At 49.7% G+C, this 26,005-nt stretch carries 22 protein-coding genes; 5 read left to right on the plus strand and 17 right to left on the minus strand.

Going from position 1 to position 26,005, the window contains the following annotated elements:
- Positions 1-32: 32 nt before the first annotated feature.
- Genes A7975_RS32205 through A7975_RS32225 form a run of 5 tightly spaced genes read right to left on the minus strand, consistent with a single transcriptional unit; the run spans position 33 to position 6,048 of the window.
- Entirely contained in the window at positions 33-2,360 is a 2,328-nt protein-coding gene (locus A7975_RS32205; protein ID WP_065387866.1) for a glycoside hydrolase family 95 protein, read from the minus strand.
- A 19-nt stretch (positions 2,361-2,379) separates the two neighbouring features.
- Entirely contained in the window at positions 2,380-3,297 is a 918-nt protein-coding gene (locus tag A7975_RS32210; protein ID WP_053374010.1) for a fumarylacetoacetate hydrolase family protein, read from the minus strand.
- Between the two features lie 29 nt (positions 3,298-3,326).
- Positions 3,327-4,100 carry an SDR family NAD(P)-dependent oxidoreductase gene (locus tag A7975_RS32215; RefSeq protein ID WP_053374009.1) on the minus strand — a complete coding sequence of 258 codons (774 nt, stop codon included), beginning with the start codon at positions 4,098-4,100 and terminating at the stop codon, positions 3,327-3,329.
- A 24-nt stretch (positions 4,101-4,124) separates the two neighbouring features.
- Positions 4,125-5,222, minus strand: a complete 1,098-nt coding sequence (locus tag A7975_RS32220) for a mandelate racemase/muconate lactonizing enzyme family protein (RefSeq protein ID WP_065387867.1) — start codon at positions 5,220-5,222, stop codon at positions 4,125-4,127.
- A 28-nt stretch (positions 5,223-5,250) separates the two neighbouring features.
- A complete protein-coding gene (locus A7975_RS32225; protein WP_063845983.1) occupies positions 5,251-6,048 on the minus strand; it encodes an SDR family NAD(P)-dependent oxidoreductase in 798 nt (265 codons plus the stop codon).
- Between the two features lie 210 nt (positions 6,049-6,258).
- Here A7975_RS32225 and A7975_RS32230 point away from each other — a divergent pair, with 210 nt between their 5' ends.
- The gene (locus A7975_RS32230) at positions 6,259-7,119 is read left to right on the plus strand and encodes an AraC family transcriptional regulator (RefSeq protein ID WP_053374007.1); all 861 of its coding nucleotides are present in this window, start codon (positions 6,259-6,261) and stop codon (positions 7,117-7,119) included.
- Between the two features lie 229 nt (positions 7,120-7,348).
- On the opposite strand, the gene A7975_RS32235 is transcribed toward A7975_RS32230, so the two are convergent.
- The 5 genes from A7975_RS32235 to A7975_RS32255 all read right to left on the minus strand — a co-directional run bounded on the left by A7975_RS32235 (position 7,349) and on the right by A7975_RS32255 (position 12,996).
- Positions 7,349-8,362 carry a serine hydrolase domain-containing protein gene (locus tag A7975_RS32235; RefSeq protein WP_065387868.1) on the minus strand — a complete coding sequence of 338 codons (1,014 nt, stop codon included), beginning with the start codon at positions 8,360-8,362 and terminating at the stop codon, positions 7,349-7,351.
- Between the two features lie 45 nt (positions 8,363-8,407).
- Positions 8,408-9,205, minus strand: coding sequence for a lipid II flippase Amj family protein (locus A7975_RS32240; RefSeq protein WP_053374005.1), 798 nt, complete (start codon positions 9,203-9,205; stop codon positions 8,408-8,410).
- Positions 9,206-9,361: 156 nt separating this feature from the next.
- The gene (locus A7975_RS32245) at positions 9,362-10,114 is read right to left on the minus strand and encodes an SDR family NAD(P)-dependent oxidoreductase (RefSeq protein ID WP_065387869.1); all 753 of its coding nucleotides are present in this window, start codon (positions 10,112-10,114) and stop codon (positions 9,362-9,364) included.
- A gap of 69 nt (positions 10,115-10,183) precedes the next feature.
- A complete protein-coding gene (locus tag A7975_RS32250; protein WP_255314636.1) occupies positions 10,184-11,074 on the minus strand; it encodes a TolB family protein in 891 nt (296 codons plus the stop codon).
- Between the two features lie 377 nt (positions 11,075-11,451).
- Positions 11,452-12,996, minus strand: coding sequence for an SAM-dependent methyltransferase (locus A7975_RS32255; RefSeq protein ID WP_065387870.1), 1,545 nt, complete (start codon positions 12,994-12,996; stop codon positions 11,452-11,454).
- Between the two features lie 233 nt (positions 12,997-13,229).
- Here A7975_RS32255 and A7975_RS32260 point away from each other — a divergent pair, with 233 nt between their 5' ends.
- The 4 genes from A7975_RS32260 to A7975_RS32275 are packed head-to-tail and all read left to right on the plus strand — an operon-like array spanning position 13,230 to position 15,846.
- Positions 13,230-14,156 carry an ABC transporter ATP-binding protein gene (locus A7975_RS32260; protein ID WP_065387871.1) on the plus strand — a complete coding sequence of 309 codons (927 nt, stop codon included), beginning with the start codon at positions 13,230-13,232 and terminating at the stop codon, positions 14,154-14,156.
- Positions 14,153-14,899, plus strand: a complete 747-nt coding sequence (locus A7975_RS32265) for an ABC transporter permease (RefSeq protein WP_065387872.1) — start codon at positions 14,153-14,155, stop codon at positions 14,897-14,899. The genes A7975_RS32260 and A7975_RS32265 overlap by 4 nt, the downstream gene beginning before the upstream one ends.
- Before the next feature lie 34 nt (positions 14,900-14,933).
- Positions 14,934-15,530 (plus strand): hypothetical protein, encoded by a 597-nt coding sequence (locus A7975_RS32270; protein ID WP_053374000.1) that lies wholly within the window; start codon positions 14,934-14,936, stop codon positions 15,528-15,530.
- A complete protein-coding gene (locus A7975_RS32275; protein ID WP_255314637.1) occupies positions 15,481-15,846 on the plus strand; it encodes a winged helix-turn-helix domain-containing protein in 366 nt (121 codons plus the stop codon). The genes A7975_RS32270 and A7975_RS32275 overlap by 50 nt, the downstream gene beginning before the upstream one ends.
- A gap of 78 nt (positions 15,847-15,924) precedes the next feature.
- On the opposite strand, the gene A7975_RS32280 is transcribed toward A7975_RS32275, so the two are convergent.
- The 7 genes from A7975_RS32280 to A7975_RS32310 form a co-directional block, all read right to left on the minus strand.
- Positions 15,925-17,481 carry an ABC-F family ATP-binding cassette domain-containing protein gene (locus tag A7975_RS32280; protein ID WP_053373998.1) on the minus strand — a complete coding sequence of 519 codons (1,557 nt, stop codon included), beginning with the start codon at positions 17,479-17,481 and terminating at the stop codon, positions 15,925-15,927.
- A 143-nt stretch (positions 17,482-17,624) separates the two neighbouring features.
- Positions 17,625-18,209 (minus strand): TlpA family protein disulfide reductase, encoded by a 585-nt coding sequence (locus A7975_RS32285; RefSeq protein ID WP_065387874.1) that lies wholly within the window; start codon positions 18,207-18,209, stop codon positions 17,625-17,627.
- Positions 18,210-18,223: 14 nt separating this feature from the next.
- Positions 18,224-18,919: a cytochrome c biogenesis CcdA family protein gene (locus tag A7975_RS32290; protein WP_065387875.1), complete on the minus strand. Its 696-nt coding sequence runs from the start codon at positions 18,917-18,919 to the stop codon at positions 18,224-18,226.
- 93 nt (positions 18,920-19,012) lie between these two features.
- A complete protein-coding gene (locus A7975_RS32295; RefSeq protein WP_053373995.1) occupies positions 19,013-22,501 on the minus strand; it encodes an S-layer homology domain-containing protein in 3,489 nt (1,162 codons plus the stop codon).
- Between the two features lie 124 nt (positions 22,502-22,625).
- Positions 22,626-23,354 (minus strand): hypothetical protein, encoded by a 729-nt coding sequence (locus A7975_RS32300; protein ID WP_065387876.1) that lies wholly within the window; start codon positions 23,352-23,354, stop codon positions 22,626-22,628.
- Between the two features lie 707 nt (positions 23,355-24,061).
- Positions 24,062-24,916 (minus strand): sugar phosphate isomerase/epimerase family protein, encoded by an 855-nt coding sequence (locus A7975_RS32305; RefSeq protein ID WP_065387877.1) that lies wholly within the window; start codon positions 24,914-24,916, stop codon positions 24,062-24,064.
- A 40-nt stretch (positions 24,917-24,956) separates the two neighbouring features.
- Complete coding sequence (locus A7975_RS32310; protein ID WP_053373992.1) at positions 24,957-25,994, minus strand: zinc-dependent alcohol dehydrogenase family protein; 1,038 nt, start codon at positions 25,992-25,994, stop codon at positions 24,957-24,959.
- Between the last annotated feature and the right edge of the window lie 11 nt (positions 25,995-26,005).

A 26,005-nucleotide genomic window follows, 5' to 3' on the forward strand; every position in this document is an offset into this window, starting at 1 on the left:
CAAGTAGTTGTCTAATACGTTCATTTGGTTAGTTAGATGTGCGCAGCTTGCTGCTTAATGACTTGCAGCTCTTGGTCAAGCTTGTAGACTTGGCCGGGAACAAGCGCGATGGATACTGCCTGCTCGCCGAAGCGTATAATCGCATCCCCGGCGGAGAAGGCTCGAATCGTCGCTTCCGTCAGCTTGCCATTCTCCCACGCGACATCGACCTCGGCATTTCCTTTTGCCCGCAGTCCCCTATAAGAGCCCCTCGGCCAAGCGGCGGGAAGCGCCGGAAGCAAATGAATCTCGCCGGCATGGCTTTGCAGCAGCAAATCCGCTACCGCAGCGGTTCCGCCATAATTGCCGTCGATGACGAAAATATTCGTCTCCGCTCCGGCAACGCCTGCTTTGGAATACGTCAGCAAATTATCGAAGCACAGCTCCCCGATTAGATGAATGATATGTCTCAGCGCACGATCGCCGTCAAACAATCTGGAGAAGCCGGTTGCGAACAATACCGCCGTAAATTCAATATCCTCAAGCTCATCGGTCTGCATTCTGCCAAGCAGCGTTTCCCTTGCGGCAGCACTAAGCTCCGGCGTTTTCCGCGGCGTAATTTGATTGCCCGGATATAAGGCGAAGAGATGGGCAAGGTGGCGATGCTCCGGCTGTGCCTCCTCGTAATCCTCCAGCCATTCCTGCAGTTGTCCCCGCTTCCCGATCTGGAGCGGCGGCAGCAGCGGTATCGCTTGCTTCAGCTTCGCTTGAAGCTCCTCATCGACTTGCAGCTGCTCGGCTGCTTCCAGGCAGAACGTGAACAAATCCCGCACCAGCACCTGATCCATCGTCGAGCCCATCGAAAGCTGCTGCGCTCCCTCTTCTCGGTTGCTCGTATAGAAGCTGTTCTCAGGTGAGTTCGACGGTCCCGTCACGAGCCAGCCATTGCCCGGATGCACAGTCATATAGTCAAGGAAGAAAATCGCGGCTTCCTTCATAATCGGATAAGCCTGCTTCGTTAAAAACGCATGGTCCAATCCGTACTCATAATGCTCTTTCAGATGAGTGGCAATCCAAAGTCCGCCCGTAACGTTAAGCCCCCAGCCGGTTTCCCAGCCCGGCGCCGAGAAGCCCCATGCATTCGAGAACACATGCGCTACCCAGCCTTCGCTTCCGTAGAAATCCTGCGCCGCTTGCCTGCCCGCGATTGACAGCTGCTCAATGTAATTCATCAAGGGCACATGGCATTCTGCCAAGTTGCTGATTTCCGTCGGGTAGTAGTTCATTTCCGTATTGACGTCCAGATGGTAATCGCAGCTCCAAGCCATCCGGTTCGCTTCGCCGTCATTCCATATCCCCTGCAAATGCAGCGGCAGCGGCGAATCCGCGCGTGAACCGGCAATCGTCAAATAACGGCCATACTGGAAAAACAAAGCGATCAAATCGGCATCCTCGTGCCGACCCTTCGAAAACAGCTTCATTCTCTCGTCCGTCGGCAGCTTGCCGCTCTCCGTATCGCCTAAATCAATTGCCACCCGGGCATACAGCTCCCTATAGTCGGCAATATGATCCTCCTTGAGGCGCTCATACCCTTTCGTAATTGCCGCTGCGATCTCCTTATCGCATTCCAAGGTCCATTTGTCATCCTTTTTCCTGTAATCCGTATGGATGGCAAAATAAATGATCGCCTCATCCGCATCCGATACTACGATTTCGTTCTCCCCGCTTTGAACGGTGCCGCCTACGGCAACAACCTTAAGCATCCCCTCGCAAAATACGCCGCATTTCCCGTCGCTGTGCACGTCCTCGGTCGCTTGCCCATGGAAGGTCAGCGTATCCTCATCTGTAATCACCGTGGCAAAATCGCCCGTGCGCCCTTGAACGCCCAGCGAGAAGGAAATCGCCCCGGCTTGCTCGCTCTTCATTCTTGATACAACGATGCCATCGGCATGTGTGGCGAACGTTTCACGAGTGATTTTGTGGCCGGAGTGCGTATAGGAAACCTGCACGGTTGCATTTTCCAAGCTCAGCTCGCGTATTAGATTCTCTCCTTGCTGCCCGAAGCGCAGCTTCACGTCGCAAACCGACAGGTTTGTGCCGAAGTTCTGCTTCTTAGGCTGCAGCGCCTGCTTGGCAAGCCGGTCACCCTCGTTGTAGTCTCCTTTAAAAAAGGACTCTCTCATCCGCTCCAGATCCTCTTTCGCGCTGCCGCTGCCTGGAATACGCTCCGTTTTGCCTGACCAATACGTGATCTCCGTCATGCTCCATATTTCGCTATCGACACCGCCGTGTATGACGGCGCCTATTCTTCCGTTTCCGATTGGCAGCCCCTGCTTCCAGTCCGCTGCTGCCCCGTTATACCACAGCTTTGCATGATTCACTTTATACACCCATCCTTTACTATGATTTGGAATAAGCTTCGCTCACCATCCGATTGGTCAAGCTCCCAAGCTTCTCGATCTCAATCGTCACCACATCGCCGTCCTGCAAATAAACGCGCTTCTCCTCCGGATAACCAAGCACGACACCCTCCGGCGTTCCCGTCAAAATAATATCGCCCGGAACAAGCGTCATATGCTGCGAAATATAGCTAACGACCTCATCGCATGGAAAAATCATATCGGAAGTATTGGAGTGCTGGCGGATCTCTCCGTTCACGGTACATTTGATCTCCAAATGATTCGGATCAGCGATCTCGTCCGCCGTCACCAGATAAGGGCCAAGCGGACTGAAATCGTCGCAGCTCTTGCCGAGCAGCCATTGCTGCGTTCTCATCTGGAGATCACGCGCCGACAGGTCGTTCACGTTGCAATAGCCGAACACATGCTGCAGCGCCTCATCCTTGCTTACGTATTTGGCCGTTTTGCCGATGACAATGACAAGCTCAGCCTCATAATCAACTTGGGAGGTTACGCGTTCAGGCAGCGCAATATCCATGTGATGTCCCGTAAGCGTGTTGTTGAATTTGTTAAATAGAATCGGATACTGCGGAATCGGCGCATTCGTTTCAATCGCATGCTGCCTATAGTTCAGGCCAACGCAGATGATTTTGTTCGGCCTCGTCACGCAGGGCCCGAATCGAACCTCCTCTTCATGGAGGAGCAAAGCTTCGGTATACTCAGCAGACCCTAGCAAACGCTCCGCATACGCAGTTATCGCGGCAACGCTCTTTTCCCCGCCTTCAATGACAGCCATGACGTCCGTAGGCACAGCCTCATCAGGCAGTTGCTCCAGCGCGGATTGGATATCGAGGATACGCTCATCCAGCTTTACTCCGAGTCTAAATTGTCCGTCTTGCTCTATCGTTACAAGCTTCATACTGTTAGGTCATCCTTTCGTATTGTGAATTAAGCATCCTTGCCGAATACGACTCCGCCATCGATATATAGAGGGGAACCCATCATAAAGGACGATTCATCGGAAGCTAGAAAAAGCACGCCGTTCGCCACATCCGCTGGCCTGCCCAGCTCTCCGCTGAGCTGTCTCGTCTTAATGGCTGCGATTGCCGCCTCAGGGTCTTCGTAGGAGTTCTTTAGGTATTGCTCAACAAAAGGCGTCATAATCGTTCCCGGCAAAACCGCATTTACGCGTATATTGTATTTGGCGTAATCGACCTGCATCGACTTGGTCAGCGCCAGCACGGCGCCTTTCGTAGCCGAGTAGGAGGCGCGGCGCGCGAGGCCGATCTCCGCGATGCAGGAGGACATGTTGATGATATTGCCGGACCTGCGCTCCATCATATACGGAAGCGCATGCTTCGAAGGGAGGAATACGCCGCGAAGATTAACCTGTACGACGCGGTCCCAAGCTTCCGGCTCGATCTCATGCAGCGCCCCGACTCCGCTAATGCCGGCGTTGTTAAATAAAATATCGATCTTGCCGTGGACTTTGATCGCTTCCTTAACCATCGATTGGACCGAGTCCGAGTCGGTTACGTCGGCGTGAAGGAACAAGGCGCTGCCGCCGCTCTCTTGAATCGTTTTTGCCGTTTCTTGACCTTTTGCCTCGTCAATATCGTTAACGATGACCGTCGCTCCCTCTTTTGCGAATAGCTCGGCTGTCGTTTTTCCAATGCCTGAACCGGCTCCCGTTAGGAGCGCGACCTTGCCCTGAAGTCTCATCGGCAAGCTCCTCTCTCTCGTCCGCTATCTAATGCGGAACTCATTAAAGTATTTTGGTATGATTTCGGTGGAAGCGCCCGGCATCTCCGGCAGCACGTAATGGCCGTTTTTTACAGTTGCAGGCTCGGTGAAGATCGTTCGAATCCAAGGGATATATTCCAGCATGATTGCCCCCGGCGTAGCAGCCACCAAATGCTGATGAATTTGGCCCATATCGCCGACATGAGGGCAGACAGGGATATCGTAAGCTGCCGCGAGTCCCGCCACCTGCAGCCATTCCGTAATGCCCGCTACCCGCGTAACGTCGACCTGGCAGTACTCGATTGCTCCTTGATGAATGTAATCGCGGAACGCATATTTGGAATAGACATGCTCACCGAGCGCGATCGGCACGTTAAGCGCGTCCGCCAGCTTTTTGTGGCCAAGGATATCATCAGGGTTAAGCGGCTCCTCTAGCCAAAATAAATCAAACTCCTCCAGCTTTTTGCCCCAAGTCATCGCCGTATTGATATTCCATTGCTGATTGACGTCGACCATAAAAATCACTTGATCGCCAATCGCCTTGCGAACCGCCTTCACCCGGTCGTAATCCTCATGCGGGTCTGACTTGCCGACCTTGATTTTCACGCCCGTAAAGCCTTGCTCGACGATGTCCGTCACATCCTTCAGCAAGCGCTCCTTCGACCAGTTCAACCAGCCGCCATTCGTGTTATAAGCTTTGATGCCTGTTGATTTATGTCCTCCTAAGTACTGCCATAGCGGTTTATTGGAAGCCTTCGCCATAATGTCCCAAAGCGCGATATCAACGGCGGCAAGCGCCATATGCGTGATGCCTGCCCTACCGATCCAGTGCATCTTGCCGTACCGCAGCGTATCCCAAATTTCCTTGACCATAAAAGGGTCCTTGCCGATCAGCTCGGGCGCATAATAACGGTCGATCGTACCGACGATCATATCGTCGCCATGCGCGCAGGTACCCGTGTAGCCGTATCCGACAAAACCTTCATCCGTAAAAATCCGAACGCCCGACAATCCCCAATGCGTCGCAACATTAATGGCATCCGTAATCGGCGGATCAATCGGCACATGCAGCACGAACGTTTCTACTTTTGTAATTTTCATCGTTAGCTCTCCCTTATTTTTGTTTCGTTTAGTAGCCTAGCGAGGCGCCGCCTTCTACCGGCAGCGCTACTCCCGTGATAAAGGCCGCTTGCTGCGAAGCCAAGTACAATACGGTTTGCGCAATCTCCTCAGAGGTGGCCGGGCGGCCAAGCGGATGCATCGCATTTAGCGCTTGGATCGTCTCCGCAGGATCCGGCTGCTGCCTAGTCCATTCTTCCAATAAAGGCGTCATGACGCCCGCCGGGCACACGCAGTTGACCCTAACGCCATCCGCGGCAAAGTCCAGCGCCAATGATTTGGTCATCGCGATAACCGCCCCTTTGGAAGCGGCATAGACCGGATTGTGCCGCTGGCCTACGAGCCCGTTAAGCGAAGCCATATTGACAATCGAGCCTTTTGTCCGCCGCAAATGCGGAACCGCGTGCTTTATCGTCAAATACACGCCCTTCACATTCACCGCAAGCACATGGTCGAACGCCTGCTCTTCGATTTCCTCAAGCGGCTTTGGCAAAATGACCGCCGCGTTATTGAACAGCACGTCGAGTTGGCCAAATGCTTGAAGCGTTTGAGCGATCAGTTTTTCGACCGCATTTTGCTGCGATACATCCGTTTGAATGGCTACCGCTATTGCTTGCGCGCCCGTTTGTGTAAGCCCTTTCACATTTGCGTAGTGTTCATTGAGCTCACGCGCTACACGCTGCCCCTCCGCCTCGTTCCAATCCGCAATAACGACATGCGCGCCTTCACCGGCGAACAGCTTAGCGCTAACCTCGCCGATGCCGGAGCCGCCTCCTGTTATAAGCACAACCTTATCCTTAAATCGCAAGGGCATCCCTCCTTTTAGCTCCATCTTTAACCCCGCTAAGCAATGAAGTTTATGTTATTAAATAATCCGCATTTTAGGTTGATTGTTCTTTCCCTTATTTTTCAGTTATTGTATCATCTATATAGAACCGTGTATTTGATCGGACATCCATAAAGTTGACAATTCATCCGCTAATTTTCCCATTATAATAGAGCAGAAGAGGGATAACGCTTGAGGAGACTGAATGAGCTTACGCCGCATGTCGGGGATTCAATGAACTATCTTTATGACGGCAGCTCCAACGAAAAGCTGCGCGTCTGCAGCGTCTATGCTTTTCATCTATTTACTGACGGACCGGGGCAAATGGAGATCAACGGAAAGCTGTTTCCTATCGACAATCGAACGCTTATTTTTCTTAGGCCGGATGAGCCTCACGCCTTCCATATTTCCTCTGACCATCCGTTGGCATCGCATAACGTCTATTGCGATTTATGGGATCAGCGCGATCCGCTATCCGTAAACCGGACATTTATCTACGCACCGGAACCTTTTGAGCTGAGCAGCATCGCTTTGTCTTTTCCTTGCGAGGAATTGGAGAGCCTGCCGAGCGTTTTTTCCTTGCAGCCCTATCCGGAGTTATATGAAGCCTTCCTGCTGTTAGCTAAGCTTTTTAATGATACGCAGCATTATCGCACGGAAATGGTAAACAGCCTGCTGTACGCATGGATACTCAACTGGTACAACACCATCCATACCCATCAGCCGACGGATTACCGAATCGTCCGTTTGCTCGCTCACCTAAACGCTCAGCCCGAGCAGCGCGAGCCGGTTGAAACCTGGTGGAAGTTCTGCGGTTTGAAACGAACCTACTTCCATGCTTTATTTTTACGCGAGACGGGTCTCACTCCAAAGGCTTACCATCATAAATTGCTGATGAGACGAGCCTCCCATCTCCTGCTGGAGAGCGAGCTCAGCGTAACCGCTATCGCCGAAAGGCTCGGATATCCCTCGATCCATCCGTTCACCCGTCATTTCGGCGCCTTTTACGGCGTCAGCCCCAAGCATTATCGGCTGCAGCCTCAGTCTCGGTAATAACCATTGGTGGATATAAGCACATATCTGCCTGCATTAAGCTCACATACGCGCTTAAAGTACTGAATCAAAAAAATAAAGCCAAGGAGATCCAGGTTATCGACCTGTATCCCATGGCTTTTGTTTGTTAACCTGCACTATTTCAGTTGCCCACGCAAATCAGCGTCGACAATAGCCGGAACCTTAACATCCATATTAAACGAGTTGCTGCGATAACATCTGCGCTTGTCTAGCAATAGCCCTTCAGCAGGTCATTCGCCAAGTTTCCGAACTGCCTGATATCGCTTAAGTAATCGTATCCGTTAGCGTTGCTTAGCTGATTGTACATTCTGACGACGACCGCGTCGTACTTCGGCACAACAAGGCATGCGCATCCCGTTATCCCAAGTATTTGATAAGAACAGCTTGGCAGCCTCTCGCCCAGTTGGTTAAGATCAGTGTCGCTTTGCAGCCACCAAATAAAACCGTTTCGCGGCAGGTGGGACGGCACGCCGCTTGGCGTCTGAAGTGACGTGACGCGTTCAAAAACACGTTGAGGCAGCAATTGCTCGCCGTTTATGCGGCCTTGGGCAAGATGCATATAACCCCACATTGCCAAATCTCTTGCACTAACAAACAAGTTGCTTTGGTCACCTGCGTCACTGTCATTTGGCCCGACCCATGTGTCATGGTCCTTGTAATAGTTGTAAATAAGATGCTCATGATTCGCCGTTCTCCAGCCCGTTTCATGAAGCTGATAACCCGCAAACACATGATCTCTCATAAAAGCGCTTAAGGTTCTACCCGATAAGTGTGCGACCAATTGAATGAGCATTGTTATGCCTTCGTTTCTGTAAGCGAAGCTCTCCCCCGCCGGAAAAGCTCTGCCAATCGCTCCGCCTTCCGCTTGTAGACCATGCGTATGCGTGAGCAAATGTCGGAGCGTAACTCCTTCTGCCACAGCTTTATATTCAGTTAAGTAAACGCTAATTTCATCATCAATGCTGGCTATCAGACCTCTTTCCATCAGCAAGCTTATCGCTAGAGCAAGATAGGTTTTGCGGATAGAAGCAACATTAAACTGCGTACGCTCGCCTACAGCCCTCGACTGCTCGAATGATTCATGCCGGCCTGAATACCATTCATTGACGACAGCATTACTTTTAATGATGTACGTGGCTGCTGCCGTGGCACCAGTCTCTTTTTGCATGCCATATACATATTCATTGAGTGGTTTAAAATGACCCGTATCTATCTTCAGCATAGCGATACTCTCCTCGTTCGGCTGCCGCTTTCGGTGCACAGAGACCTACAAAACGGATACCAGCCATTTAATCCAGTATGCGGCTGGCACAAGCAGCACTTGGGCAAGCAGCGTGCCTAATAAGCGCGAAACCATCAATAAGCCAAAAATTTTGTTAAGCGCGTTGATATCTTTTTCGCCTCTAAGCACTTTGTCGGTAATTAAACCAATTTGCGGGTCTATGAGTATGGTCAGCAATATAGTCGCCATCCCATTTATAAGCCCAGAGGCCTGTGAGGCGGAGATTGCATGTTCTTTAGTTAAGGTGGATGCCAATAGAGCAGCCAGCACGCCGATGGTATAAATGGCGGTCACCAAGCTATTCAGAATGACCAGCCTTTTCGGAATGCCGCCGATTCTGAGGCGTGACAGCATCGATAATTTGGGGAATCGCAAATGGTAGCGCACATTTTGCAGCTTTTGGATCGAAACCGAGGTCCGTACCATTTGGGGGATGGAGCCCGCCACTTCAAAATGGGATATGACCCGCTTGGACAATATGACCGCAGACGGAAAAAGCAACAACGCAATAAATGTCCCTACCGTCGAAGCGCCGATAATAATCCGCATCTGATCGACTAGATTAAAGTCCGGGTTCTTTTTGGCAAAATCTATTATTTTACCAGAGAGCGGGCCTTGAACCATATTGGCTGTTCTTGAAATGAGGAGAATGATGCCGGATAAGGATAAGGCAACCGCCAGTTTCCCTAAACGAACGCCTGCAGAGCGGAGCGCATAGGTGAGCGTCTCGGAGAGATGAATAATAAAAGTAAAAATGACAACGAGCATGACCTTATCGAGCATATCGCACACCTCATCTCATGGTAACGGCATGTCTATTCTATTACAAATAATGCCATCTAATCAATTAATTTAGTTAGTCTACTATACTCGCGATAAGGAAAAAAAATAGCCTGCTGAGCTTCCTCAGCAGACTATCCCTTTAATTTGGCGCTAGCATTAGATGATGTAAGGGTTCGCTTCCATCTTCTCTGCTTTGGCAATCGCTTCTTCCAAAGTCATGCCGGCAAATGGTTGAGCGTGAAAGAACCGTCCGCTCTTCTGGTCATCTACAAAGGCTCCGACTGCAATTCCAGGAATCACGCTTTCCACTGCGCTTGGCGCCTGCGGGCCTCCCAAATCGGTCCTGCACCAGCCCGGATCGGTAATATTAATCATGATGTTGGTTCCTTCCAGCCTTGATGCCAAATCCTTCGTAAATTTATCAAGCGCTGCTTTGCTTGCTGCGTAACCTGCCTGCTCCGGCTCATTCTTAATTCCACTTGTAGTATTAATGACGCGGCCAAAGCCGCGCTCGATCATCTTAGGAATCAGACGATGGCATATCGTAGCAATTGAAATAAAATTAATCCGGAAGCTCATCTCAAAATCTGAAATCGGCGTGTTCCAATAATCCGTCCTATATGCAATTTGCACCGCCGCATTGTTGAAAATAATATCAACAGCCGTCCCCTTACCTTCTATTTCATCCAGCATGGCAACAACCTCTTCGTGGTTAGCGAGCTCTGCTTGCACGCAATATGCCTCTACACCAAGCGCTTTTACTTCCTCTTCCACTTTCTTTGTATGTGCCCTATCTCTGCTATGCAAAATCAAATTGCAGCCTTGCTTAGCCATAAAAATAGCGGTTTGATAACCTACGCCTCTGCTTGCGCCTGTAATAAGCGCCCATCTTCCTGTAACGTCTGCCATGATAAGTTTATACTCTCCTTTTAAACGGCTGTTTGCTTGATTTTGAGCGAACGGCTGGAAGCCCCTCTGCTAGTTTTTTAATTGATAGCTGACAAAAGCCAGTTGCTTGCTATCGGGCGACCATGAATTAACGTTAATGGTGCCTTGGCCTCCGAACAGCTCGGCCAAAGTCCGGTATTGCCCGCCGCTGCTTGCCATCAGCCGAATTTCGACGTTTTTGTTGGCAGGGTGGTCGTTCGGCTCAACGTCCCCTTTGCGATAGGTGATATAAGCGACGGATTCGCCATCCGGGGACAAATGCGGGAACCAGCTGTTGCTCTCGTCATCCGTCATTTGAGTCTGCTCGCTGCCGTCTGCGTTCATTCGCCATACCTGCATCAAGCCCGATCTCGTCGAATTGAACCAAATATGCCGATTGTCCGGCGAGTATTCCGGCCCGTCATCCAGCCCCGGCGTATCCGTTAGCTGCGTCTCGATCCCGCCGTTGACTGAAATGGTATAAATATCGTATTGTCCATTCCGTTCGGCGCAATAGGACAAGGTGCCGCCGTCCGGCGACCAGCCGTGCAGATAGCTTGGCGCAAGCTCCGTAACGAGCACGGGTTGATCACCGCCTGCAAGCGGGAGGATATAAATGCGCGACTGGCCGTCCTCCTGCGTATGATGGCTGACCGCAATTTGCGAATCGTCCGGAGAAAGCACATGGTCATTGTTGCATCTTGTTGCAAAACCTGTGTTGATCACCGTACTCTCGCCGGAGGAGAGGTCAAAGGAGCAGAGCAGCCCTCCGCTGTTATAGATGAGACGTTTGCCGTCTTTTGTCCAGTTCGGCGCCTCGATTAAATAATCGAATTCAGCCAGCACCTTCCTATCGCCGGTTACGACATCCACCGTTTCAAGAAAGCTGTTAACGCTGCGGTCAGCGTGCTTGAGAAGCTCCTGCAAGGTCTTCATCATCATCTACCATCCTTTGGATACCCGTATTTAAACTTCTGTGCGCATCAACCCTATCATTGTGAACGCGTGTTTATAATCGAACAAAAAAATAATGGCATTCGCTAACCTATAGCATCAGGAAACTTTAAACAACCCAGCCCACCGAGTTCACTAAATGCGCCGCATCCTAACCAAGCTTATCTGGCCTCGCCATCTCCGTTACGGGTTTGTTTGTAAACACGTGTTCATAACTTCATCATACCTAATACATGAAATCGCTGTCAATCCTTTTTACAGCAGGACGCTCGCTTTTTCAGCAGCCCCCATACCGTATGCCGCATAAAAAAATGGCATGCCAGGAGTACTCCCTAACACGCCATTTCTTATTCTTTAACGATTATTTATCCAAATAGCGCCAGCAGCGCCTTAGCCTCTTCATGCTCCGGCTCAAGCGCTAAAGCGAAGCGCGCAAACTCCGACGCTTCCGCCTCGCTGCCCGTCTCATAGCAGCAGATCGCCATGCTGTAGAGCGTCTCGGCCGTTCCTTCATTGTCCTTCAGTGACCGCTCAATGAAAATCCGCGCATCCTCGTACAATTCCAGCTGATAAAGCAGCATGCCGCAGTCCAGCGCAAGATCATGCTTCTCGTTCATCGGGTAATAGCCATCCCACATTCGATAGATGCCTTGGCGAAGATCCTCTGCTTCCTCATCGCCGGCCTCCGACAGAAGCAACAGCATGCGCTTCGCGCTTTGAAGGAACAATTGCGAATCGTAGAGGCTTAGCCGCCAAAAGGCGATGATTTGAGACAGCTCCATTTGGTCCAAATGCTCATCAAACCATAGCTTCATGCTGAAAAAATCATCTGGCCCGAACCGGTCGACAAACCGGCGGTAAGCTAGTCGCGTCTGGGCATAGCCAAGCGGATTCTGCAGCATAAGAATGCAGCCTACATTCAAGTTTTTATAATGATGCTCGGTAAAATGGGACAACGCCCCCTTTTGCTCGAAAGCCTTCTCAATCGCATGGTAATTCGCCGTTAAAGAGAAGCTGCCGTGATGAATCAGCTTGGGCGGCTCGGCGAACGCCCAGTTGTCCAAGCGGTGGTCGCCTTTGTCCGCCGTGAGCAGAACAAATCCCTCTTGGGACAACCCGCCAAGCCTCTCTAAGCAATCCATGCCGATCTCCGGGAAAAGAATATGCGAATCCTCAAGCTGCTGCTTATACAACTCAAGCACCGCCTTGTAGCGATAGGATTCCTCTTCATATTCGGCGGCACGGCGATAATGATATTCGGGAACCATCTTCCAAAGCATGTCCGGCTCAGCCGCCGCTTCATCCTCCGCCATGAGCGGAAAAGAAACTCTGCACTCAAAAATACTGCCTTCATCCACGTAGATCAATTGCTGCGGGATGCTGTCAAAAAAATAATTTGCGACAAGGAGCAATGGCTGCTTCAGGCTTGCCCGGCGTATCGTATCGCCCGATTGGGTCAAATGCAGCTCTGAGTCCTGCACCGCATCTAACTTAGCGAAATCCAGTATGCCCTGCTGTACGAACGGCTGCAGGCTAGGGTGCTGCTGCCAATATGCCACATTTTTAACCGGCAAATCACTCAAGACATACCGGAATGGCGGAAGCTCGATGCCAGCATAATCGATCAGCTCGGTTAACGCTTTAAGCACATAATAGGCTAAGCGGCCCGAGCCCGCTCCAAGCTCAAGGATCGTAACCGGCTCGCCTGCATTGCCCAGCCTTGCCCTATCCTGAAGGAATCCAAATATGATTTCCGCGTACGCCGTTGCGATCACTGGATTATTCGTGATATATTGCGGCACTTCCTCGTTCTGCCATGCCTCGATGCCCTGTTCTTCAAAATACGCGCGCTGCAGCTCCCAAATAGGCGCTTCACTAAATCGGTAAAGCGGTTGATCGTTATGATTCATTTTAAATAACCTACTTTGCTCTATGTATTAAAAGGATCTAAACAGGCTCCATCAAGTATGCTAGGTCAAAACCGTCCGTTTTAAACCTAGCATCTGTATGCTGCGTTGTCCACACTTAGCATTCTATAACTGCCCATTTGATACCTAAAACAAATATTGACAATTAGATTATTTCAGATTACTCTGAATTACAGAGTTATCTGAAATAATACGTATTCGAGAGGAATGGAGCCATGCAGACCGTGATTCAGTTGGATCAAGTATGCAAGCAGTATGGGACCACAACAGCCGTCGACCATATATCGATGCAGGTAAACAAGGGCGAAATCTTCGGTATCGTAGGACCTAATGGTGCCGGAAAAACAACGTTAATCGAAATACTTGAAGGACTGCGAAATGCAGACAGCGGCATCGCAATGGTATTAGGCAAGGACATCCGCAAGCATTCGCAAGAGATCAAGCAGCGAATCGGCGTGCTGCTGCAATCCACCGCCATGCCGGAGAAAGCCAAAGTTAAAGAAGTGCTGCACATGTTCGGCTCCTTATATAAAAAAACGGCTGATCTAAACGAAATTGCCGCATTCCTTGGACTTGAGGATAAGCAGAATGCTTTCATCAAATCTTTGTCCGGCGGGTGGAAGCAGCGCGTATCGCTTGCGCTCGCATTGATCAATGATCCCGAAATTATTTTTCTCGATGAACCCAGCATGGGTTTGGACCCGAATGCGCGCAGTGAAATGTGGGAGATGATTCACCGGCTGAAGAAGCAAGGCCGGACGATTGTCGTTACGACCCACTACATGGAGGAAGCCGAATACTTGTGCGACCGGATCGCGGTCATCAGCCGCGGGCGGCTGGTCGCTCTTGATACGCCGCGGAAGCTCATTTCCATGCTTGGCGGCACCAAACGCATCAGCTTCAAAAATCCCGGCCATTCAAACGAAAAACATTTCGCAAAGCTGGCACATGTCGCCCACGTCGAATACGGAGCCGATCTCATTAAGCTACATTCGAGCCATATTGATGAAACGCTAAAGCAGCTGTTCCACTTAGCCTCACAAGAGGATTGGATGGTCAGCGGGCTGCGGCTCGAGGACGCTTCCATGAACGACGTCTTTACCGAAATGACGAATTTGCAAAGCAAGGAGGCTGCGAGATGACTGCCCTAATCCGATTGATCTCTTTCGATTTCCGGTTATATTTGCGCGATTGGCTGACGATATTTTGGATGCTCGTCTATCCGATTCTGATGCTTCTTATATTTGGTTCTGTATTCGGCAATCAGCCGGGCGCGATAGAGGGCGCTGCATTCATTGATTCCTATATTCCCGCCTTATGCGCGATGAATGTCATCTCCGTATCTGTATTCACGTTAAATATTAATATGATTACGCAGCGGGAGAGCGGCGTTTTGCGAAGATACCGGGTTAGCCCTATTCGCTCAGGAGCGGTGCTGCTGTCCCATTCCATTCAAGGCGTCATTCTCGTAGTGGCAGGCGCCATCGAAATTATCGTCATTGCCAGCTTAGTGTGGGATATTCAGTTCTCTGTCACTTCGCTGCTCTTGCTCTTTGCTTGTCTATTATTCGGTTGTCTCAGCTTCTTCAGCCTTGGCTTTGCCTTGTCGGGACTTACCCATACGCCAGGCGCTGCGAGCGGTTTAGCGATGGTCGTCTTCTTCCCTTCGCTCTTCCTGTCTGGGATTGCGATGCCAGTCGAAATTTTGCCTACGTTCATGCAGAGAGTAAGCGAATGGCTGCCTCCGACTTATTTCGTGGAGCTTGCCAGAGGGGTATGGCTCGGAGAATCGATCGCTTCGTTCGGGCCCCAGCTTGCCATTATGGCTGGCTTTGCGGTTGTATGCTGGATACTTGCGTTCTTCCTTTTCAGATGGGAGAAATAAGGCTAGAATGGTTTTAGGTTAAGGAGTGGTTAGATTGAACAAGGATCATGACGTGGCGCATGCCACAGAGTCTCTGCAAGCTTTGCGGGACATCGATTTCATTAAGCAAATCATTACGCGAAACGAGAAGAAAATGGATCAATCGCCGCCCTACTTGTTCATTTGGGGCACATTCCTGATGCTGGGGATGATCGGCATGCAGTTCGACAACGAAACGTGGCCCATGTGGTATTGGCCGATCGCCGCTGTCCTTAGCAGCGTCCTTTCCGCTGTTACCGGCATCAGGCAATCGCGCAACATGCCCAAAAAGCAGGGTGGCACAAACGGCTGGATGTATGGGCTGCCTTTCCTCGTGATGATGGTGGCTGGCTTCTTCATGATGGCAACGGGCATGGTCGAGGCGCAGTATATCCCTTTATTCTGGTTCATGCTCGTAGGCATCCTATATGTTGCCATGGGATCGCTTATGGGAAAAGGACCAGTGATGATCGGGATATGGTTTATTTTGCTCTCCGCTGCGACAAGACTCTTTTTTCTCGATTATCAGTTTCTGGTTCTAGGACTGCTAGGCGGCGGAAGCCTTGTCTTGGCAGGGGTATTGCTTCAGCGGCGCAGAGGGCGTCATGAGTGACAATTTGCTGGACGCGATCGATGATACGATTCACGCCAAAGCCCGCCTCGGCATAATGAGCCTGCTCATGGTACATGGCGAATGCGACTTCAGCTTTCTCCGCGGCGAACTGGGCCTGACCGAAGGAAACCTCGGCAACCATATCCGCGTGCTAGAGGAGGCCGCCTATATTCAGGTGAATAAGACGTTTGCCGGAAGACGGCCCAAAACGATCTGCTCGCCTACCCAGCTGGGGCTGGACATGTTTCACCAGTATATCGAGGGATTGGAAAAAATCATTCAAATGGCGCGTTCCATGAAAAAAGAAACCGAATAGCGCGAGCAACGCCCGAGCAAAAAAGAAGCCTAGCTGACCATTAAAGGTTAGATAGGCTTCTTTTTACTATCGAACAACTTAGAATACTTTCGTCGTCCAGGTTTCACAGTTCCACGTATCCGTAACGATATCGCGGTAAAATTCCGGTTCGTGGGAAATGAGAAGTATGCTGCCTTTGTACGCCTTAAGCGCGCGTTTCAGCTCATCCTTCGCATCAACGTCCAAGTGGTTCGTCGGCTCGTCGAGTACAAGCAAATTCGTCTCGTTGTTGATCAGCTTGCAGAGACGTACTTTAGCTTTCTCGCCGCCGCTAAGCACCGCGATTTTGCTTTCAATATGCTTCGTCGTAAGCCCGCACTTGGCAAGCGCCGCACGCACCTCGAATTGCGAGTAGGAAGGAAACTCCTTCCACACATCCTCGATACATGTATTGTAATTCGTTTCTTTCATTTCCTGTTGGAAATAGCCGACCTGCTGGTGCTCGCCGCGCTGTACCGTGCCGGAGATCGCCGGAATCTCGCCTAAAATGCTGCGGAGCAGCGTCGTCTTCCCGATTCCGTTCGCGCCAACAAGCGCAATCTTCTGGCCGCGCTCCATGCGCAGGTCAAGCGGTCTTGAAAGCGGGCTGTCATAACCAATGACAAGCTCTTTGGTCTCGAAAATAAGCTTGCCGGATGTTCTTCCATCCTTGAAGTTAAACTGCGGCTTCGGCTTTTCCTTCGCAATCTCGATAACATCCATCTTATCGAGCTTCTTCTGCCGGGACATCGCCATGTTTCTCGTCGCGACGCTCGCTTTGTTCCGGGCTACAAAATCCTTAAGATCCGCAATTTCCTGCTGCTGGCGCTTAAAAGCCGATTCCAGCTGCTGCTTCTTCATTTCGTGAACCTGCTGGAAATATTCATAGTCGCCAACATAACGGTTAAGCTCCTGATTCTCCATATGGTAGATCAGGTTAATAACGCTGTTAAGGAAAGGAATGTCATGCGAAATGAGAATAAAGGCATTCTCATATTCCTGCAGGTAACGCTTCAACCATTCGATATGCTGCTCGTCCAAATAGTTGGTAGGCTCATCGAGGAGCAAAATGTCCGGCTTCTCAAGCAAAAGCTTCGCCAGCAGCACCTTCGTCCGCTGCCCGCCGCTCAGATCGTTAACATCCTTGTCCAAGCCGATATCGGTAAGCCCGAGTCCACGGGCTGTCTCTTCGATCTTCGCGTCGATCAAGTAAAAATCCTGATTCGTCAGCGTATCCTGAATCGTGCCAACATCCTCAAGCAGCTGTTCGAGCTCCTCCGGCGACACATCGCCCATGATGCCATACTTATCGTTCATTTCTTGTTCCATATCGAACAGGTACTGAAAAGCCCCTTTCAGCACGTCGCGGATCGTGAATCCTTTGTTTAACACCGCATGCTGGTCGAGATAGCCGACACGCATCCGTTTGGACCATTCAACCTTGCCGTCATCCGGCTGAAGCTTACCCGTTATGATGTTCATGAAAGTGGACTTGCCTTCGCCGTTGGCGCCGATCAGTCCAATGTGCTCGCCTTTAAGCAGGCGGAAGGATACGTCATTAAAGATCGCGCGATCTCCAAAGCCGTGACTTAGTCTTTCTACGTTTAATATGCTCATGAATGACACCTTTTCTTTTGGAATATTCTCGTTACATTATAAACGTTATGGTACCTACAACTCAATGTACGATTATGGTTTCGCCAAAAAGGCCATCTCAAAAGGCGACAAACCTTCGGAGATGGCCTATTTTCGAATCCAAATTAGGGACTAAGCTCGTTAATCGCCGATTTCATCTCTTCTTCCGTCATGAAGCCTACTTTTTTATGGGCGATGTTGCCCTCTTTATCGACAAACAGGGACACCGGAATCGATCGGACCTGATACGCCTCTGTAACCTGTTTATCCGTATCCAATAAAACACGGAACGAATAGCCGTTATCCTCGATATATGGCTTTGCCTTCTCTTTATCCTCGCCAACATCAACGGCAAGCACGATCAAGTCCTTGTCTTTATACTGCTGATGGATTTTTTCGATATCCGGCATTTCTTTTTTGCACCATTTGCACCAGGTCGTCCAGAAGTTGATATAAACATTTTTGCCCCGCAAGTCACTAAGCGTAACCTGGTTCCCGTCCATATCCGTTAATGTAAAATCGATCGCTTGCTCCTTTGGCTCGCTCGGCGTTATTGGCTGCTCTGCCTGCTCAACAATAGGCGAATGGCTGGCTTCAACAGTTGTAAGGCTTGTTGTTGCGGCGTTGCTAAAGCTGTTATTGTTCGAAACGTAGGCCGCAGCCACAACTAGAAGCACGGCTGCGACCGCTAACAGGATGTTTTTTTTCATCGATGTAACCCCTTTTATAAGCTGAAGAAGCTAAAATATGAATTGATCATTTCCAGCTTGTTCGTTAGCACAAGGATGCCCATAACAAGCATGATCACGCCGCTGGCAATGGACACGGCCGGCAAATATTTGGCAAACCTTTTTGAGAAACCCGTTAAATTTCCTACCAGCAACGCGGACAGCATAAAAGGCACGCCCAAGCCTAACGAATAAATGGCAAGCAGCAGCACCCCTTTATCGATCGTTTCCATGCTGCCTGCGTATAAGAGAATGGACGACAGAATGGGACCGATACAAGGCGTCCAGCCGGCCGCAAAAGCCATCCCTAATACAAAGGAGCTTAGATTGCTTTTGCTGGAGCTGCTTGGCATGAATTTCTTCTGTGCATACAGAGCTTTGATCTTGAACAAGCCCAGCATATGAAGAGCAAATAAAATGATGAGAATGCCGCCGATTTGTTTTAGCAGCATGAGATTAGCCGATAACAGTTTACTAACCGAGCTAACCGACACGCCTAATACAACAAAAATGAGCGAAAAGCCAACTATAAAAAATAGGGATTTGAGGACTACGTTCCTTTTCGCCGCGACGGTGTTCATATCGGTCAACGATGAGCCTACCATATAGCTTAGATAGACGGGAATAAGCGGAAGCACGCATGGGGATAAAAAAGAAAGCAATCCTGCTGAAAAGGCTAAAATGAAATCCAACGTATGACTCCTCCAAAAAAGTGATCCGCTTGCGAGAGCAGCGCAAACGGGAAAAATGGGCAGCCATTCGGCCACCCATCTCCATTATTATCGTTATTGCTTCGAAAGCAGGTTATAAAGCACTTGCGCCACTTGCGCTCTTGTGGACACGTCCTTCGGACTTAGCTTCGCGTTGCTTCCCGTAATAATTCCACCCTCTACAAGCGCTTTGAAAGCATCGCTTGCATAGTCCGCGATTTGGCCTGCGTCGCTAAAGCTTGATACGGTTGCGCCCGGTTGCGCTTTTGGAAGCTCGCCCAGCACTTCAAGCGAACGGTACAGAAGCGTGAACAGATCCTGGCGCGTAATTTTGCTGTTTGGCTCGAATTTATTGCCGTCAACGCCTGTTGTAATGCCGAGGCGCTTCGCTGCAGCTAGATAATTCGTGTAATAGGTGTTGCCTGCATCAGCAAAATTGTCCGTTTCCGTCTCATTTGGCGTGATGCCGTAAGCTTTCAATAACAAGACTACAAATTGGCCTCTCGTTACGGTAGCGTTCGGGCTGTAATGATTCTCGTCCGTACCTGTCGTAATGCTTCTTGCCGCAAGGAAGCTAACGGCATCCTTATACCAAGCTGCCGCCGGAATATCGGCAAAGCTTACTTTATTGTAGCCAATGATATATTGAGAGAAGTGCGTAGTCACAAATTCGACTGATCCTGTTGCTGCATTGTATTTGCCGCGAATCGTATCCAGTTCCCCGGAATCCGTCACGTAGTAAACGATAACTGCGTTTTGGTCTTCGCCCGCTTTTAACGTATACGGCACGCTAACCTGTAGAGCGCTGCCGCCAAATGTTGAAATTGGCGTCGTGCCTGCAAATACGGAGAAGTCATAAACCGGCCTATCGCCTAAAGCCTGCTTGCCTTCCTCTGTCAGCTCTACCTTCGAGATGATAATGCTGATGTCGCCCGTTTCAGCTGTTTTGCTGATGCTGCTCACGGCTTGGGCATCAAAGCTTACCGAACCAATGCCATAGTTGACCTTGATTCCGGCTTTGGTGCTGGAAGCTACTTCATTAAACGAGTTTCTTGGAATGCTGAGCTCCACGGATTTCGTTTGGGCTGCAGGTTCAACCTTAAACTCCAGCACAGCTGCTTTGCCCGCTGTTTCAGCTTTTTTCGCTTGCTCAACAAGACTGGTTACCGCAGACGCTGAAGCTTTCGCAACGGTTGCGCCCGTCGTTACATCTGTTGTCGCTGCTACTGTGGTTGTTGGTGCTGTTCCGTCATTTTCTGTGCCGGCTGGAGGAGCCGTCGTCACAGGGCCTGGCGGATTTGGATTGGAACCTGGGCCCGGGCTCGGGCTTGGACTCGGACTTGGGCTCGGACCTGGTCCCGGATCAAACGCCGGAACGACAACGTCAATCGCCGGGCTTGCGCTGAAGCCTGCTTTAGCCGCATATCTGACATTGTAAGTGCCCGCTGCCAAACCTGTAACCGCCAGGTCCGTTGCAGGCGTATACTCTTTTGTACCCGACAAGCGATACTCAAGCGCCGTTGTTGTACCCGTAATTTGTCCGTTATCATTAGCTGCCGTAGTTGGCGCTACGCCCGCCAAACCAATCGGCGCAACTTGCACTTGTTCGCCAAAAGCTGGAATGACAACCTCAACTTTTGGACTCGGGCGATATCCGTCTTTTGCTGCATACCGTACATCGTAAGTTCCGTATACGAGATTTGTAACGGACGGCTCTGTTGCCGCGATATAATCGACAGCGTCTGCATGCTTATATTCGAGCGCAGTCGTCGTTCCGGTAATTTGTCCATCATTGTTATCGGCTGTTGTTGGAGCAACTCCCTTTAAGCCCGTTGGCGCTGCTTGCTCTTGAATAAACGGCGGAACAACAATTTCTACCGCTTGGCCTGCAAGATACGGTACTTCCGTGAACGGGTACACGCCATCTTTGACAGGAGAAACGGGTCCTTGATAACCTAATTTTGCTGCATATCTCACGCTGTACGTGCCTGGAACGAGATTCGTAATCGCTTCGCCTGCAACAGGGATATATGCGCTGTCAGAACCAGCAAGCTTGTATTCCAGTGCTTTGTTTTTTGTGCCTATGATTTGGCCGTCATCGTTGGAGGCTGATGTAGGGATTACACCTGATAGGCCCGTTGGCGTTGCTTCTACTCTTGTAAAAAGCTTATCCAACGCGTTCGTGTACGTTTCGTGAAATTTGGTTACGATTCCGTTCTTATCCTTATAACCAGGCTGAATCGTATCCCATGAGTACATCAATTCGATATGTCCAAGGATTGGAGCGTTATTTCCTGCAGCATCCTTGTTATCCTTATTGTATTGGAAAAGGAATGGAACCTGCGCTTTGCTTGCAATGACTTCTACGCCGTTTTCATTCGTATATTTGACATTGTTGCTTGCTTTCGCATATTGCGTGCTAATGTTAGTCAGATACTTATTAACCAAATCAACATACAAATTAGCGTAAGGATGATTCGTGTCCCGTACTTGAAGGAAAGTGCCGTTGTGCGGGTCTAGGTTTATATCTTTGGCAGAGATCCCGGCATCCAGCTTGGTGTCCCAGAAATATACCTTATCGATATTGTATTTTTTCGCATATTGATTGATAAACTTGATAGCCGCTCTCGTATTCGGGCACCATGAGCCGCCAAATAGAATGGTATAATTGCCTTCGGTTTCCAAAATCTTGGTCAGTTCGTGATATGTTACACGTTCAAATACGAGTTCGCCATCCGCTTCATCCAAAATCGTTTTGCCTGCGGCATTTTTGTTGAAGGCTGCTTTAATAGCCTCGGAGCTATTAATCGTATCGAATTTTTCGATTCCCTTAAACACATTGCCTACTTCAGCTTTATAAGCATCTACCTTTGCCGCATCCAAAGTGCCATCTGTTAAATAATCATTCCAGACGTTAGGCGACTCTAAGCTGGAAATGATCTTGCCCTTTTCTTCGCCTTGTTTTTTATTGTAAACAAACAAGAATGGAGCCTCGATTTTTTTGGCCGAACCCTGCGCAACTACTGTGCCAGTGGTGTCTTTTTTGGCATAAGTGACCGTATCCGCTAGCGGAAGAACTTCATCGAGGTTCGACAAATAGCGATTAACGAGTTCGACATACGCCTCGCCAAAATCAAAATAGGTTGTTTTGCCGCTAATTTGCTTTGTGATTTCCTTCGTTTGTGTCTGGGCGATTTCAAAATCTTTGCCGTCCAGTCTAGTGTCAAAGTTATAGATCGTTTTGACGCCATACTGCTTTGCTACCTGATTGATAAAGCCAATATTCGCCTGCGTGCGATCGCTCCATGCGCCGCCGAATAGGACAACGTAGGTGCCTTCGCTCTCGAACAAGTTAATGATATCCTCGTAAGTTGCCGTTTGAAGAACATGGCTCTCATCGTTCAAGTGCTCGTATACATCATTAAAATAGTTGTAGTGAGAAGCAGCGCTTGCGCCTGAACCCGCTGAGGCGTTAACCTGAGCCGCTTGGAAGACTGGCAGAACCAGGAAGGCTGCCAGAAGCAGCGCTAACACTCTTTTTGCCGCGTTCGTTTGTGTTTTCATCTTATTCCCTCGTTTTATTATATTTTGTCGTTATTCAGCTTGATGATTATGTATCGGGCTGATGTGCGTGGCACCTCTATCCTCCATGTACACCAACCCTCCAGCAATCGCTCTTAAAAACGGACTAGCACGCTTCTTCTACGACAGGGCAATCTTCTTCACTGGATGACGGAGCTGAAGGCTGAGACTCCGATGATGATGATGAAGACGACGATGACGATGAAGACGATGAAGAAGTTGGCGCTTTAGGCTGAACCGCTTCTTTTTTCACGAAAGTGATTGATTTTTTCTCTTCTTTTGGAGCTGGAGCCGGTTCGCTCTTTTTCTCTTCTGTTTTCGCCGCGGATACCGTTGCTTTTGCTTCTTCCTTGACGGTAGCTGCCGGAGCTTTAGGCTCGCTTGGCGCCTTTGTAGCTAATTGTGCTTTAGGCTCGCTCTCTACTTTGGCGGCAGATTCGCTTGCTTTTGGCTTGCTGTCTTCTTTGGTGCCAGCAGCTGCCGTTTTGGAGCTGGCTTCTTCTTTCACCGATGCGGCTTGTGCTTTTGGCTCATTCTCATTAGCTGCATTTTTTTCTACTGCTGCTTCTGCTGCCGGCTCGTTTTCTGCCGGTGCTGCGGCCGTTTTGACAGCAGGCTGATTTTCCTTTTCTTCTACTGCTGTTGTGACAACTTCAGGCGATTTTTCGTCTGCGTTCACCGTTGCAGCCGTGTTCGATTGCTTATTTTCTGTTACAGCAGCGTTTCCATTGGCTGCCGAAACCTCATGGTCCTGTTTAGTGGCAGATAAGGCTGCATAAGTGGAAATTAATATAACTGCGGCTGCAATGCTGAGTGACAAAGTAAGCTTTTTCATAGTAATGGTCATCCTTTCGGTACGTTCTGGTTTTGGTATGAAATCTCGTTTGCAATGCTTTTAATCGTTCGACTTAAAGATACTCTCGCCCGCCTTTGACCCTTCCTCCTTTGATTTTTAGTGCCCGGATAAAAAAAGAAGACCCAACTAGGGCGTAAATATACGCTCCTTGCTGAATCTCTGGTGGACCAGTCGATTTATCATTCTCCGTTATCCATCAAAATGATTTTCCAATTCATTTTGTACGTAGGTTCTATATTATGCTCCCAAAATTACCCTGTCAATAACTAAAAGCATAATTTCCTATCTTTTTTATCGGAATTATTTTTCCGAGACGTGAATGAGCGAAAATAAACACAGAAAATGGAATTATCAGCAAGAAAATTTCCTTTTTCCACCGAATGCTTTACCTCGGCCTAGTCAGAGAGCGATCACCTCTCCGAGGAAGCTTAATTGCTCGAGCATGCAGCCGCCATCTTGAAACTTATGAAGGAGAATCCCATGCTGCTTGTAATATTGATGGCAGCCTGCGCCTCGACACGATTAACGGGATTAATATTATTGCGCCACGAGGGTCGACTATTCTGATAAACGTTGGCTGAATCTACAGGCACGACGTAGCAGTAAGCAACCGCTCGGAAGACATTACTGCGGAGAATGGAACGAGAAAGGAGCCTGCGCTTGGTAGGCTCCTTTCTCGTTCGCTCTTATTTCTCTTTTTTCCAATCCAGCTCGATCAGCTTCGATTGCAAGTGAGAAATGTTTTGCTTCGCGTACCAGTCCGGATCGGATTGACGCGAGTGAAAGCCAATTTCCGACGTCAAGTAGCCTTTGTAGCCAACTTCCTTCAAAGCGCGCAGCACACCATCAAAATCACAGCGCCCGTGACCTGGCGGAAGTCGTTCGTTGTCAGAAAGATGAATGTGATGCAGCTTGCCAGCCATGCGATACACATAATCGCTTGCCACTTCGTTGCGGTACAAGGCGTGAAATGTATCAAACATCAGCTTTACATTATCTTGGCCGGATTGCTCGCTAAAAAGAAGTGCATCGTCTGCGGATTCAATGAGATTGCTGTCTGCCGGCGTTGGTTCGACAACCACGGTAATGCCAAGCTCCTTCGCGTATTGCGCTACTTCAGCAAGAGCTTCTAGGCTATAATCCCATGCTTGCTTCTTCGAGGTACCAAATACAGCCCAACCCGCCAAGTAAATGACCGTAGGACATTCCCAATCATGTGCTAGGCGCAGCACTTCTTTATAATGGTTGATAGTATACGCTCTTTCCTCGGCTATCGGCGAGCTTGGATTGTGGCCCGGGCCGCCACCCGGCGCCGGCAGCATGGATGATACCTGTAAGTTCTCCTTCTTTAGCAGTTGGAAAATATCTTTGCGGCGCTGCGCGGATACATGATCCGGCCAAGCATGCGGACTTGCGCACCCAATTTCAATTCCGTCATAACCAAACGAAGCAAGGCGATGAATGACTTCTTCTAATGGATAGGAAGGCACCCACACCGGAAAGCTGCTGTACACCCATGTATTAAACGATATCCCTTTCACCTTGAACACAACCTCTCGCATTTATTGATAACAGGAATAATTAATCCCAAATAAATACAGCCTTCTCCGTTAAACGTTCATCAAACATCCGAAATGCCGTGGCAGCTTCATCCAGCCTGAACGTATGCGAGACCAACTTCTCGACAGGCAGCTTACGTTCAATAATAAAGCGCGTAATTTCATCGTATTCAAAAATTGGAAAATACCATGAGCCCATCACCGTGATTTGCTTGCGGATAAGCTGAATGCTCGGATTGATCGTCAGCTCTTTGCCTTCACCGATAAAGGCTGCACGGCCATGTGCCCGTAAACTATTCAGTGCCGTGTTCTGAGCATGCGGACTACCTGAGCAATCGATCGCCGCATCCGCGCCGCGGCCGTTTGTGATTTCCATAATGCGTTCCAACACATTTTCTTTTCCGTTAATAATATGATCTGCGCCCAGATCTTTGGCTACTTCAAGACGCTCGTCGAGCATATCTACTGCAATGACGGTTGCTCCTAAACCTTTGGCTACCATTACACCCGCCCCGCCCATTGGCCCCATGCCAAAAATAACGAGCGTATCTCTGCCATTGATGCTCATGCGCTTCTGAGCATGGTACAGCGTGCCGACCGCATCGGTGGAAACCGCTGCGACGAGAAAACTCATCTCATCAGGAATGCGCATGCAGTTCTCTTCCGGAACAACAACGTAGTCCGCATCGCCGCCATGCGTATCGAAGCCGATACATTTCCATTCCGGACAGAACATCTTATAGCCGCTCTTGCAGTGCTCGCATTCCCCGCAGCCAATCGCGAGGTAAACCGCAACGCGATCGCCAGCCTTGAAGCGAGCAACCCCTTCCCCAACCAGCGTAATTTCGCCTGCCGGCTCATGTCCTGGATGGATGCAGCCGGATTTAGTCGACTCTCCGCCAACAACCGGATCACTGCCATAGTAAAGACTCATGTCGCTGCGGCAAATCGCCGACGCCTTCATTTTAATAAGAACCTCGCCACTGCCCGGAACCGGAATCGGCACTTCTTTCACTTCTACTTGCTTGTCGCCTGGAAATACTACTGCTTTCATTGTCATCTCTATTCCTC

It is taken from the genome of Bacillus sp. FJAT-26390 (assembly GCF_001682865.1).
Lineage (GTDB): Bacteria > Bacillota > Bacilli > Paenibacillales > Paenibacillaceae > Pristimantibacillus.